General features: G+C 68.2%; 10 protein-coding genes. 2 read left to right on the forward strand and 8 right to left on the reverse strand.

Annotated elements, in window-relative coordinates:
• Positions 1 to 15 precede the first annotated feature (15 nt).
• Together LF63_RS15190 and tilS are read right to left on the reverse strand one after the other, a co-directional pair.
• Entirely contained in the window at positions 16 to 447 is a 432-nt protein-coding gene (locus LF63_RS15190; protein ID WP_052394717.1) for a hypothetical protein, read from the reverse strand.
• An 88-nt stretch (positions 448 to 535) separates the two neighbouring features.
• Positions 536 to 1843, reverse strand: coding sequence for a tRNA lysidine(34) synthetase TilS (gene tilS / locus LF63_RS05070; protein ID WP_043100070.1), 1308 nt, complete (start codon positions 1841 to 1843; stop codon positions 536 to 538).
• Between the two features lie 177 nt (positions 1844 to 2020).
• Here tilS and LF63_RS05075 point away from each other — a divergent pair, with 177 nt between their 5' ends.
• Positions 2021 to 3688, forward strand: a complete 1668-nt coding sequence (locus tag LF63_RS05075; RefSeq protein ID WP_081945101.1) for a phospholipase C — start codon at positions 2021 to 2023, stop codon at positions 3686 to 3688.
• Between the two features lie 80 nt (positions 3689 to 3768).
• Positions 3769 to 5361 carry a multicopper oxidase family protein gene (locus tag LF63_RS05080; RefSeq protein ID WP_052394720.1) on the forward strand — a complete coding sequence of 531 codons (1593 nt, stop codon included), beginning with the start codon at positions 3769 to 3771 and terminating at the stop codon, positions 5359 to 5361.
• A 3-nt stretch (positions 5362 to 5364) separates the two neighbouring features.
• On the opposite strand, the gene LF63_RS05085 is transcribed toward LF63_RS05080, so the two are convergent.
• From LF63_RS05085 to rnhB, 6 genes are all read right to left on the reverse strand, one after another.
• On the reverse strand, positions 5365 to 6102 hold the full coding sequence (locus LF63_RS05085; protein ID WP_043100071.1) for an NYN domain-containing protein: 738 nt from the start codon (positions 6100 to 6102) through the stop codon (positions 5365 to 5367).
• A gap of 44 nt (positions 6103 to 6146) precedes the next feature.
• A complete protein-coding gene (locus LF63_RS05090; RefSeq protein ID WP_043100073.1) occupies positions 6147 to 7319 on the reverse strand; it encodes a hypothetical protein in 1173 nt (390 codons plus the stop codon).
• Between the two features lie 264 nt (positions 7320 to 7583).
• Entirely contained in the window at positions 7584 to 8543 is a 960-nt protein-coding gene (locus LF63_RS05095; protein ID WP_043100075.1) for an acetyl-CoA carboxylase carboxyltransferase subunit alpha, read from the reverse strand.
• A gap of 85 nt (positions 8544 to 8628) precedes the next feature.
• A complete protein-coding gene (gene dnaE / locus LF63_RS05100) occupies positions 8629 to 12174 on the reverse strand; it encodes a DNA polymerase III subunit alpha (protein ID WP_043100076.1) in 3546 nt (1181 codons plus the stop codon).
• A gap of 165 nt (positions 12175 to 12339) precedes the next feature.
• Positions 12340 to 12741, reverse strand: coding sequence for a hypothetical protein (locus LF63_RS05105; RefSeq protein WP_043100078.1), 402 nt, complete (start codon positions 12739 to 12741; stop codon positions 12340 to 12342).
• 122 nt (positions 12742 to 12863) lie between these two features.
• Positions 12864 to 13487 carry a ribonuclease HII gene (gene rnhB, locus LF63_RS05110; RefSeq protein WP_052394722.1) on the reverse strand — a complete coding sequence of 208 codons (624 nt, stop codon included), beginning with the start codon at positions 13485 to 13487 and terminating at the stop codon, positions 12864 to 12866.
• Position 13488 lies beyond the last annotated feature (1 nt).

Consider the following 13488-nt stretch of genomic DNA (forward strand, 5'->3'; position numbering starts at 1 on the left):
CACGTCAGTGGACGATCAGTGCCGGTCGTGTCCGCGGCGGTCGTCGCGGTCGTAGTCGTCACGGTCGTAGCGATGGTGACGCTCGCGATCACGATCGCGGTCGTGCCAGCGGACCCGGTGACCGCCGTAGCGATCGACCACGTAGGTGTGGCGTTCGTACGGGCGCGTGGCGTCGAGGTCGATGTTCACGCCGCCGACGCGGACGTAGGCGCGCAGCGCCGAGGGCAGCGCGACCCCAGCCTGCCAGCCGTCGCCGGACAGCCAGAACCACATGCGTCGCTCCGGTGCGTAGTAGATCTCGCCATTCGGGTAGTACACGTAATGATGCTTGGCTCGATAGCCGTGCGCCGGCGCCCACGGCGGCGGGTCGGCCATGGCCACGCTGGCCGTGCCGGCAAACAGAAGCGGAAGGGCGATCAGGGTCAGCATGCGCGAAGCGGTTTTCATGAGCGTTCTCCGGTGGGAGTCCGGGGGCCATGAAAGGCGAGTCACCTCGTACGCAGCCTGAATGGCGGGTTGGAACGCCAAGCGCCGTTCAGGTTTCGCGCTGCCAGCGCGGCCACAGGTCGAATTCCCCGAACAGCGCCGCCCCGGCGTCGGTGGTCCACAGGTCGGCGACGCCGAGCAGTGCGCCGTCCGGCGTGTAGAGGATCGGGCAGCGTCGGCGCAGCCACGGCGGTACGGCGGCCTGCTGGAACAGGTCGCGCAGCGCGCGGGTGTGGCGGTCGCCGTGAGGGCGGAAATGCAGGCCGCGAACGTTCAGGTCGACGCGGATGGTGGGAAACGCGGTCGCATCGGTCGTCGATCCGTGCCAGTACAGCGCACCGCTATCGGGCAGTGCCAGCCGCGCGCCGTGCCAGTGCGTGGACCATGCGCCCGAGAGTGGCGCCTGCGGACGCATCGCGTACAGGCGCTGGCGCCACAGGCGGACTTCCGCACCGGGCCAGGCGATCCGCGGCAGGCGGTCGGCCGCGGCTTCGCGCATCTGTCGCTCCAGCTCGTGCCGTTGCGCCGTGGTCGGCGCGGGCAGGTCGAGTTCATGCAGCCAGCGTTCCAGCACGCAAGCGCGCAGAGCCGGATGCAGCGCCAGCCAGCCCGCGGCGTCCATGCTGCGGTCGTTCGCGCGGCAGAGCGTGTCGAGCGCCGAGGCGGCATGCTGGTCGATGAAGTCGGCCTGTTCGCGTTGCAGGTTCGCGGCATGTGCGAGTGCGCGCTCGGCTTCCGGCCAGTGCCGGTGCAGTTGCGGAAGAATCGTCTGGCGCAGGAAGCTGCGCGCGTGCCTGGGGTCGGCGTTGGCGGGGTCGTCGATGCCGTGCAGTCCCTGCGCGCGGGCGTAGGCGTGCAGGCGCTCGCGCGGGGTCGCCAGCAGCGGCCGCCACAGTTGTCCGCGCCCCAGGGACCGCAGTTCGCGCATGCCGCCGAGACCGTGCGGACCGGCGCCGCGCAGCAGCTTGAGCAGCACGGTTTCGGCCTGATCGTCGCGGTGATGGGCCGTGACCAGCCGCTCGCCTGCGCGCAGGATGTCGGCGAAGGCCGCATAGCGCGCCGTGCGCGCCGCCGCTTCCAGTCCTTCGCCGCGCAGATCCACCTGCACGGTCACGATCTCCAGAGGCACGTCCCATTGCGCGCACCAGCGTGCGCAGGAGGCCGCCCAGGCATCGCTGTCGGCATGCAGGCCGTGATTCACGTGCACGGCGCGTAGGCTACGCTGGGCGGTGCGCAACGACGCCAGCGCGTGCAGCAGCGCCAGCGAATCGCGTCCGCCGCTGAACGCCACGCACAGCGGCGGATGACCGGCCCGCGACCAGGCGGCATCGAGCTGGGAGGACAGGGATGACGGCATCGCTGGCGATTCGTGCGCGGCTGTGATTCGATGCACAGTTTATCGTTCGCGGCGGTCGTCCGCTGCAAACATCATCGGCATGTCATGTTCAAAGGAGAAGCTTCCATGAGGGGGTATCCAGGCAACCTCGCGCCGGAACCGCACGGTTCCGAACCCAATCAAGGAGGTTTATCTCTCATGGCAAGCAAGTTGCTCGTGGGGTGCGTATCGGCTGGACTGGCGGCGTTGTCGTCGCTCACGGTCGCTCTGTCCCACGGTGCCGTGCATCGGCATCGTCCGGATGCGCATCACCTGCACACGGCCACGCCGATCAAGCATCTGGTGGTGATCTTCCAGGAGAACGTCTCGTTCGATCACTACTTCGGCACCTACCCCAACGCCGAGAATCCGGCCGGCGAACCGGCCTTCCACGCGCGTCCGGGCACGCCGGCCATCAACGGTCTGGACGCCGCGCTGCTGCACGATAATCCGAATGCGTCCAATCCGGTCAACGGCGACGGCGCGGTCAATCCGTTCCGTCTGGATCGCAGCCAGGCGGCCACCGCCGACCAGGATCACAACTATCTGGCCGAACAGGTCGCCTTCGATGGCGGCAAGATGGATCGCTTCCCGTTCGCCACCGGCAGCAGCGGTCCGCCGCCGGGCACCGATGCGCCGGAGAACACCAAGGGCCTGGTGATGGGCTACTACGACGGCAACACCGTCACCGCCCTGTGGAACTACGCCCAGCGCTTCGCGATGAGTGACAACGCCTACGGCACCACGTTCGGTCCGTCCACGCCCGGCGCGATCAACCTGATCTCGGGTCAGACCAACGGCGTCGTCGAGCATCTCAACGGCACCGGCGACGAGACCGACGACGGCCACGGCGGCCTGACCCTGATCGCCGACGCCGATCCGATCGGCGACGCCTGCTCCTCGCCGACCCGCAACCAGGTGCGCATGGGAAGCCGCAACATCGGCGACCTGCTGAACATGGCCGACGTCAGCTGGGGCTGGTTCGAGGGCGGTTTCGACCTGACCCGCAGCAATGCCGACGGCAGCACCGGTTGCCAGCGCACCACAACCTCGGACGTCACCCACGTCACGCAGGCCGACTACATCCCGCATCACGAGCCGTTCCAGTACTACGCCTCGACGGCCAATCCGGAACACGTGCGTCCGACCTCGGTGCACATGATCGGCCGCGCCGGCGATGCGGCGAACCACCAGTACGACACGCACGACTTCTTCGCGGCGGTGCGCGCCGGCAACTTCCCGGCGGTGACCTTCCTCAAGGCGCCGGCGTACCAGGACGGTCATGCCGGCTACTCCGATCCGCTGGACGAGCAGGCCTTCGTGGTGAAGGTGCTGAACTTCCTGCAGAAGCAGCCGCAGTGGCGCAACACGGCCGTGGTGATCGCCTACGACGATTCCGACGGCTGGTACGACCATCAGCGCTCGCCGATCGTCAACGCGTCGCGCGGCGACCAGGACGCGCTGGATGGCGAGGGCGTGTGCGGCAGCGGCGACATCCTGCCGGGCGTCGATCCGTCCACCACGCATGCGATGGGACGTTGCGGCTACGGCCCGCGTCTGCCGCTGCTGGTGATTTCGCCGTGGGCGCGCGAGAACTATGTCGATCACGCGGTGCTGGACCAGACCTCGATCACGCGCTTCATCGAGGACAACTGGCTGCACGGCCAGCGCATCGGGCAGGGTTCGTTCGACGAACGCGCCGGTTCGCTGATGGGCCTGTTCGACTTCCGTCGCCCGCACATGCGTCGCCTGTTCCTGGACCCGCAGACGGGCTTGCCGGTCGGCCCCGCCGCGATCCGCCCGCCGCTGCACGACGCGCACGGCTGATCGGACTGCACGGGTTCGCGTACGAAAATGACCCGCGTCGCGCTGGCGGCGCGGGTCCCGATTTTCCAACGGAGTGCCGCATGCCGCTGACGCGTCGTCATTTTCTGCAAGCCGGACTGCTGGCCGGCGCGGCGCCGTGGGTGCGTCTGCGCGCGACGCCGAACGCCGCCTCGGCCGTGCCGGCCCTGATCGATCCGCGCACGCTGCGCGCGTTCGTCGATCCGCTGCCGCGGCCGCTGGTGCAGCGGCCGGAACGGCTTGTGCGCGTCGATGGTGTGTCCGTGCCGCACTACCGCATCGAGCAACGTCAGGTGCACGCGAAGCTGCACCGCGACCTGCCGCCGGCGCGCCTATGGGTCTACGGCCACGGCTCGCCGGGCCCGACGCTGGACGTGCGCGCCGGGCAGGGCATGACGGTGGAATGGGTCAATGCCTTGCCGTCGACGCACTTCCTGCCTGTCGACCACACCCTGATGGGGTCGAACAAGGGTCAGCCCGACGTGCGCACGGTCACGCATCTGCATGGCGGCCGCACGCCGCCCGACAGCGACGGCTGGCCGACCGATACGCGTGTGCCGGGACAGTCGCAGACCTACCGCTATCCGCTGGATCAGGAGGCCACGACCTTGTGGTACCACGATCACGCGATGGGCGTGGCGCGGCTCAACCACTACGCCGGCATGATGGGCCTTTGCCTGGTGCGCGATGCACATGAGGACGCGTTGCATCTTCCGCACGGCGAACACGAGCTGCCGCTGGTGCTGTGCGATCGACTGATCACCGCGCAGGGGCAACTGCATTACCCGGTATCCGACGATCCCAAGTCGCCGTGGGTGCCGGAGGTGTTCGGCAACGCGGTGCTGGTCAACGGCGCGCTGCTGCCATATCTGGACGTCGAACCGCGCCGCTACCGTCTGCGCGTGGTCAACGGCGCCAACGGACGCTTCTTCCGCTTGCGCCTGTCCGACGGGCGTCCGTTGATCCAGATCGGCAGCGATCAGGGGTTACTGCACGCACCGGTCGAGGTCGATCAGCTGGTGCTGGCGCCAGCCGAGCGCGCCGATCTGATCGTCGACTTCGCGCCGCTGGCGGGAAAGCAGGTCCGACTGACCAACGACGGCGATGCACGCGGCATCCTGCAGTTCCGCGTCGCCGACAGTGGCCGTCGCGACGACAGCCGGGTGCCGTCGGTGCTGCGCGACGTACCGCGTCTGACCGCGACGCGCGCCGTGCGCGAGCGCAACCTGGCGCTGAACGAATACGAGCAGCCCTCGGGTCTGCCGATGAAGATGCTGCTGAACGGCAAGTACTGGCACGACAAGGTGACCGAGACGCCGCATCTGGGCGATGTCGAGATCTGGAATCTCATCAACATGACCGACGACTCGCACCCGATCCACCTGCACATGGTGCGCTTCCAGATCCTGGAACGTCGTCGCTTCGACAGCTTCGCCTACCGCAGCCGCGGCGAACTCCGCTACACCGGCACGCCGCAGGCGCCGGCGCCGAACGAGCGCGGCTGGAAGGACGTGGCGCAGGCGCACGGCGGCATGGTCACGCGCATCATCGTGCCGTTCGACGGCTACGCCGGGCGCTACGTGTGGCACTGCCACATCCTCGAACACGCCGCCAACGAGATGATGCGTCCGTTCGAGGTGCTGCCGAAGGCGTGAGCGTCAGCGCTTGCGCGAGGGCTTGCGGCGCACGAACAGCGCCTTGCCGTTGCCGATCTGCCGTTGCTCGGTGTCGAACAGGCCGATGCCGGACACCAGATCGCTAAGCTTGCCGTAGCCGTAGTTGCGGGAGTCGAAGTCGGGCGACTGCTTGCTGATCATCTGCCCGACGGCGCCGAGTCCAGCCCAGCCGCCGTCGTCGGAGGCAGCCTCCACGGCATTGCGGATCAGATTGACCAGCTTCGCGTCCTGGCGCAGTTCCTTCGTGCTCATGCGCTTGACCGGGCCGTCGGCTTCGTCGTCGGTCGCCGAGGTCAGCACGTCGGTGTAGATGAACTTGTCGCAGGCGGCCACGAACGGGTCCGGCGTCTTGCGCTCGCCGAAGCCGTACACGGTCAGCCCGGACTCGCGGATGCGCGCGGCCAGGCGGGTGAAGTCGCTGTCGCTGGAGACGATGCAGAAGCCCTCGAAGCGCTCGGTGTAGAGCAGGTCCATGGCGTCGATGATCATCGCCGAGTCGGTGGCGTTCTTGCCGCGCGTGTAACCGAACTGCTGGATCGGCTGGATCGAGTGCGTCAGCAGCGTCTCCTTCCAGCCTTTCAGGTGGGTGCCGGTCCAGTCGCCGTAGATGCGCTTGACGTGCGCGGTGCCGTATTTGGCGACCTCGGCCAGCAGGCCTTCGACGATGGCCGGTTGCGCGTTGTCGGCGTCGATCAGGACAGCCAGTCGGGCGTGAGCCATGAGGTTCGTTCCGTGCGGGTTTCGGCGATGGTAACGCGTTGCGCTCAGGGACGTGACGCCGGCGCCGACTTCAGCGACGCCGACAGCACGCCGTCCTTGCGCAGGTGCGCGCGCAGCGCGGGCATGTCCGCACCCGCCCACTGATCCACCAGCCGGCCGTGCCGGAACACGTAGAAGGTCGGCATCGCCCAGTTGTCGAGCATGGCCCATTCGCGGTTGTTCCAGGCGATGTGGATGGGCTGATCCGGAAACATGCGGTTCCAGCGTTGCGCGTCGGCAATGGTGTCCTGCTGGCTGGCGAGCCAGATGGCGTGGCGCTGGAAGATCGGGCGCAGCCGTGCGTCTGCGGCGACGGCGCGGGCGACGTCCTGTGAGAAGTGGCACGAGGCCACCACCACGATGCGCAGCGGTGCGTCCAGGTCGAAAGCGGTGCGCGTCATGCTGCGGCCGTCGGCGCTCAGCGCGATCGCCGTGGGTCGATCTTTCTTCAACGGCGCATGCGTACGCCATGCGGGCAAGGGCGCCACGTCCATGCCGGGATGCCGTTCGCGCAGGCGGGTGGCGGCGTCGAACTGTCGTCCGGCGACGTAGCCCTGGTACAGCGGGGTGAAGTCGCGGTCCTCGGTCATGCCGCGGTGGCGCATCTCGGACAGGTCCATGCGCAGCTGCGTCAGATAGGGTTCTACGGGGGCGTAGAACAGCACATGCTCGGCGGCGCGTTTCAGCAGACGCAGGTCCGGATCGCTGACGGTCCGCAGTGTGGATGCGTGTTGGTAGCGATCAAACAGACGCGCGTAGCGCTGGCGGAATCGCGCGGAGCGTTCGGCATCGGAGTGCCCGTTGTCGGCGTGCGTCCGAAGCAGTTCGTCATAGCGCCGCTCGACGGCGCTCTCCGGGCAGGTCTGCACGGAACATCCGCGCTTGCGCGCTTCCGTCCGCCACTCGCGTTCGATGCGTGCGCGTCGCTGGACGGACACGCCGACGCCGTCGGCATAGTCCTGTGCACCGAACAGCGCGAGCACGCGGACCGCCTGCGCGTGCGTCAGCTCATGGTCGAGGTCGTCCATGCTGAATCCACCCAGGCCTCGGGCGCCGAACTTCAGCGAGGCGAGAAAGCGTTGGCGTGCGCCGGGCGAAAAGGCCCGCAGCGGCGAGGCGTCGGGCGGCGTCGTCTTGAGATAGCGTTGCAGCGCTTGCGGCGAGCGGATCGACGGCACGGTCGCGCTCGCGGAAGCGGCGTGGTCGGGCGGCGAGGACGCAGGTACTGCGTGTGCGGGCGTGCACGCGGCGCACGTCAGTACGATCCAAACCAGCGTCGTGCCCAAGCGCATGTTGCAGGTCCTCGCAGCCAAGATATGCAGCGACTCTAGGCGGGAGACGTGCGCGCTTCAAGCGCGGCGCATCGGCGACGCTGCATGCTCGCGAGGCGTCTGTCGAGAGGTGTTCGTATTTCGCGGCGACCCTCGAACCGGTCGCGCCGCTCAGTGTCCGCTGTAGGCGCCGAAGCTGCGCAGGCGCTGGTAGCGCTTTTCGAGCAGGTCCTGCGTCGGCAGTGCCTCGAGTTCGTCCAGCTGGTTGAGCAGCATGGTCTTCAGACGGATGCCGGTGCTGTGCGGGTTGCGGTGGGCGCCGCCCAGCGGCTCGCGCAGGATCTTGTCGATCAGGCCCAGTTCCATCAGCTGCTGCGCGGTCATCTGCAGCGCCTCGGCGGCGATCTTGGCCTTTTCCGCGCTCTTCCACAGGATCGAGGCGCAGCCTTCCGGCGTGATCACCGAGTAGGTCGAATACTGCAGCATGTTGATGCGGTCGCCGACGCCGATGGCCAGCGCGCCGCCGGAGCCGCCTTCGCCGATCACGGTGCAAACGATCGGCACCTTCAGTTCGGCCATTTCCAGCAGGTTGCGGGCGATGGCCTCGCTCTGGCCGCGTTCCTCGGCGCCGACGCCGGGGTAGGCGCCCATGGTGTCGATCAGAGTCAGCAGCGGCAGGTTGAAGCGTTCGGCCAGCTTCATCAGGCGCAGGGCCTTGCGGTAGCCCTCCGGACGCGGCATGCCGAAGTTGCGACGGATCTTGCCCTTGGTGTCGCGTGCCTTCTGGTGGCCGATGATCATCACCGAACGGCCGTTGATGCGGCCTAGGCCGCCGACGATGGCGCCGTCGTCGGCGTAGGCGCGGTCGCCGGCCAGCTCGTGGAATTCCTCGCACATCACGCCGATGTAGTCGAGCGTGTACGGACGCATCGGATGGCGCGAAATCTGGCACACCTGCCACGGGGTCAGGTTCTTGAAGATTTCCGCGGTCTTGGTCTTCAGCTTGCCGCGCAGGCGCGCGACCTCCTCGTCGATGTCGAAAGCCTGTCCGTGGCTGGCGTGGCGCAGCTCTTCGATCTTCGCGTCCAGCTCGGCGATCGGTTGTTCGAAATCGAGGAAGTTCGCGTTCATTCGGCGCGTGTTCGAGTGTGTAAAGGCCAAAGTATAGCTGGACCGGGGCGCTGGGCGACAGCCGTGCGCGCATTCTGCGAACGGGTCACGATCCGCCCGGACTGGGTCGCGACAGGCGCAGTTCCGCGTCCAGCACGCCGGGCAGGGCGCGCAGGCTGCGCAGCAGATCGGGCTGCGCGCGCACGCGCCACTCGCGGCCGAGTTCGATGTCGGCCTGGCCGATGCCGTTGCGGTAGCCGGACAGCACCAGCGGGGTCGGGCCGCCGCGGTAGTCGCCCAGTGCATCCTTGAGATGCGTGACGAAGTTGGCGTCGATGCCGTTCACGCGCACGCGCAGCAGGCGCGCGAGTCGCTCGCAGGCGTCGTTGAGGCCCCAGACCTGACGCGCGCGCACCTGATAGCCGCCGGAGAAGTCGTCGATGGACAGGTCGCCTTCGACCACCAGCAGCGCATCGCGCACCAGCAGCGGCGCGAATTCGTTGAGGGCTTCGCGGAAGAAGCTCAGTTCGACCGCGCCGCCGGCGTCCTCCAGGCGCACGAAGGCGGCGGTCTCGCCGCGCCGGCGCACCGCGGTGACGATGCCGGCGACGACCCACGGCGTGCCCTTGCCGCGACGGTAGCGGTTGCCGCCGTCCTCGCCGCCGCCGAACGATGGTGCGGGTTGGTAGCGCTCAGGAATCTCTTCCAGTGGGCAGGTCGCCAGTTGCTCCAGCACGCTCTTCCACGGATCGGTGGGATGGCCGGAAAGGTAGTGCCCCAGCGTGTCGCGTTCGCCGCTGAGCAACTGCTCCAGCGGCCATTCCGGCGCTTCCTTCAGCTCGACCTCGACCACGGACGCGCCGCCGCCTCCGCCGCCGAAGATGTCGTGCTGGCCGGCGTCGAGGTTGCGCAGGTGCTGCTCGGCGGCCTTCATGGCCTCCGGCAGCTGCAGCATCAGGCTGGCGCGGGTTGGCGCCAGCGCGTCGAGCGCGCCGGACAGGGTCAGCGCTTCCAGCACGCGCTTGTTGAGCTTGCCCGGCGCGACGCGGCGGCAGAAATCGGCCAGGTCGGTGTAGCGACCGCCCTGTTCGCGCTCGGCGACGATGGCCTGGCAGATGCCTTCGCCGACGCCCTTGATCGCTCCGATGCCGTAGCGCACCACGCGCGGTTCGACCGCCTCGAACTTGTACACCGAGGCATTGACGTCGGGCGGCAGCACGGTGAGGCCGATGGCCTTGCACTCGTCGAGGAAGTTGACCACCTTGTCGGTGTTGTCCATGTCCGACGACAGCGTCGCGGCCATGAACTCGGCGGGGTAGTGCCGCTTCAGCCAGGCGGTCTGGTAGGCGACCAGCGCGTAGGCGGCCGAGTGCGACTTGTTGAAGCCGTACTCGGCGAATTTCTCCATCAGGTCGAAGATGGAGGTCGCGACCTGCGCGTCGATGCCGTTCTTGGCCGCGCCTTCCTCGAAGATGGCGCGCTGCTTGGCCATCTCCTCGGGCTTCTTCTTGCCCATCGCGCGGCGCAGCAGGTCGGCGCCGCCCAGCGAGTAGCCGGCCAGGACCTGGGCGATCTGCATCACCTGTTCCTGATAGACGATGACGCCGTAGGTGGGTTTGAGCACCGGTTCCAGCGACGGATGCGGGTAGCTGACTTCGGCCAGCCCGTGCTTGCGGTCGGTCCAGTCGCGGTCCATCCCCGAGCCCAGCGGGCCGGGACGGAACAGCGCGGCCAGGGCGATGATGTCCTCGAACGTGTCCGGCTGCGCGCGCTTGAGCAGCTCGCGCATGCCGCGCGACTCGAACTGGAACACCGCGACCGTGTCGCCGCGCGCGAACAGGGCGTAGGTTTCGGGGTCGTCCAGCGGCAACTGGGTCAGGTCCAGCGCGTCCTCGCCAGCGGCAGCGCGGCGCGCGTTGATCGCCTTCACCGCCCAGTCGATGATGGTCAGCGTGCGCAGGCCGAGGAAGTCGAACTTCACCAGGCCGACGTCCTCGACGTCGTTCTTGTCGAACTGGGTGACCACGCCGCCGCCGCCTTCTTCGGCGTACAGCGGCGAGAAGTCGGTCAGCGGGGTCGGTGCGATGACTACGCCGCCGGCGTGCTTGCCGGCGTTGCGGGTCAGATCCTCCAGCTTCAGCGCCAGGTCGATGAGTTCGCGGACTTCGTCCTCGTTCTCGTAGCGCTGGATCAGTTCGGTCGAGACCAGATCGGCGTTGGACTTGGATTTCTCCGAACGCCCCAGCGCATCGTCCAGGCTGATACCCAGGGTGTTGGGGATCAGCTTGGCGATGCCGTCGACATGGCCGTAGCCCATGCCCAGCACGCGGCCGGAATCGCGCACCACGGCCTTCGCCGCCATGGTGCCGTAGGTGATGATCTGGCTGACCTTGTCGCGGCCGTACTTGCGCGCGACGTAGTCGATGACCTCGTCGCGGCGGTCCATGCAGAAGTCGATGTCGAAGTCGGGCATCGACACGCGCTCGGGGTTCAGGAAGCGCTCGAACAGCAGGTCGTAGGGCAGCGGATCCAGATCGGTGATCTTCAGCGCCCAGGCCACCAGCGAGCCAGCGCCGGAACCGCGGCCGGGACCGACCGGAATGTCGTGGTCTTTGCCCCACTGGATGAAGTCGGCCACGATCAGGAAGTAGCCGGGGAAGCCCATCGAGATGATGACGTCGAGTTCGCGTTCCAGGCGCGCGTCGTAGTCTTCGCGGGTGTGGCCCGGCGCCAGCGGGTGCGTCTGCAGTCGCTGATCCAGTCCCGTGCGCGCCTCGGCGCGGATGAAACTGTCGAGGTCGTGGCCCTCGGGCACCGGGAACGCCGGTAGGTAGTAGGTGCCGAAGCTCAGTTCGAGGTTGCAGCGCTTGGCCAGTTCCAGCGTGTTTTCCAGCGCTTCGGGTACGTCCTCGAACAACGCTTCCATGTCCTCGGGCGGCTTCAGGTACTGCTCTTCGCTGTACTCGCGCGGACGGCGCGGATCGGCCAGCACGCGGCCCTGGCGGATGCACACGCGCGCTTCGTGCGCCTCGAAGTCCTCGCGACGCAGGAAGCGCACGTCGTTGCTGGCGATGACCGGCAGGTCCAGCGCGCCGGCCAGGTGCAGCGCGGACTGGTTCCAGGCCGGTTCGTCGTCGCGGCGGGTGCGGGTCAGTTCCAGGTACAGGCGTTCGTCGAACAGCGCGCGCATGCGGTCCAGCGCGTCGCGCGCGGCGTCCGGACCGCCGCTGGCGCTGTGGCGCGCGAACAGGCTTTCGCGGCCGGCGACGGCGATCAGGCCCTCGCCGGCCTGTTGCAGCCACGACGATTCGATCATGGCGCGACCGCCGTGCTGGCCTTCCAGCCAGGCGCGCGACACCAGGCGGCACAGATTGCGGTAGCCCTGTTCGTGCTGGCACAGCAGGGTCAGTCGCCACGGCCGCGGGTCGTCCGCTTCGGTTACCCACAGATCGCAACCGGCGACCGGCTTCACCCCGGCCGCGTAGGCGGCGCGATAGAACTTCACCAGCGCGAACAGATTGCTGTCGTCGGTCAACGCCACGGCCGGCATGTCGGCGCGTGCGCAGGACTCCACCAGCGCCTTGACGCGGATGGTCGAGTCGACCAGCGAGTACTCGCTGTGGGTGTGCAGATGAACGAAACGGCTGGGCATCGCGACGCGGACTGGGAGCTTCCAGACAGTGTAGTGCCTCGACGGCGCGATGGCTGCTCCGATCGGCGGATCGTGCGTCGCCGCGGCGGCCGAAGCGGCGCATATCCTAACCCGGCGATGCCCGGCCGTGGCGTGCGCGCCGCATCTGCGGCATGCGCACGGACTTCAGTCGACGACGTGGAAGCGATCTTCCTCGGCGCGGTAGTTCGCGTAGGGTTCCAGGCTCTCGGGCGCTCGGCCGTGGCGCAGCCGCAGTTGCAGCCATTCGTCCGGCGTGATGTGCAGCGGCGTGTCGTCCGGCGTGTTCAGCCGCGCAGCCATCGCACGGCGGAAACGGCAGAAGTCCTGATGCGCGGCGATCAGCAAGGCGACGTCGGGGTCGGGCACTTCATTGCCGCAGGACGGCTCGGTGTCGATGCGGTAGAGCAGCTCGTCGAGCTTGTCGAGGTCCTGGCAAGCGGGCAGCCAGTCCTCGTCGGCAAGCATGGCGCGCAGGTGCGGTGCGAGCTCGCGCAGGTTGAGCGGGTGGGCGTCGGATGCGGGCGAGCGAGATTCGGATACGTTCATGGCCAGGCTCCTCGTGTGGAGCCGCAGCGGCATGCCGATCCCGTCGTCGCCGCGTGCGGCAGAAAACCTCGGTCCGTGGGTTCACTGTACTCCGATCGCGAGGGTGTGGAATAGGGCGCAAGTCACGTGTCGAACAGGCCGGGTTCGAGCAGTTTGCGCACCGGCGCGAAGCTGCGGCGGTGTTCGGGGCACGGTCCCAGACGCTGCAGCGCCTGCAGATGTTCGGGAACGCCGTAGCCTTTGTGGCGTGCGAAGCCGTAGCCGGGATAGCGCGCGTCCAGCGCCTGCATGTGTCGATCGCGCGCCACCTTGGCCAGGATCGAGGCCGCGCCGATGCTGGGTTCGAGCGCGTCGCCGCCGATCACGGCCTGCGCCTCGCAGGGCAGATTGTCGGGCAGCTTGTTGCCGTCGACCAGCAGGTACTCGGCCGCGGGATCCAGTCCGCGCGCGGCCTCGCGCATGCCGTGCAAGGTGGCCTGGTAGATGTTGATGCGGTCGATCTGCGCGCATTCGACGAACACGATGCGCCAAGCCAGCGCGCGTTCCACGATGCGCGCGTAGAGCGTCTCGCGCCTGGCCTCGCTGAGCTGCTTGGAATCGTCCAGGCCACGGATCGCGCGCGCCGGGTCGAGGATCACCGCGGCGACCACGACCGGCCCGGCCAGCGGCCCGCGTCCGGCTTCGTCGATGCCGGCGATGCGCAGCCCGGGATCCAGGCGCGCGCTGACGGGGCGGCGGCGGGGCATG

The sequence above is a fragment of the Oleiagrimonas soli genome (genome assembly GCF_000761445.1).
In the GTDB taxonomy this organism is placed as follows: domain Bacteria; phylum Pseudomonadota; class Gammaproteobacteria; order Xanthomonadales; family Rhodanobacteraceae; genus Oleiagrimonas; species Oleiagrimonas soli.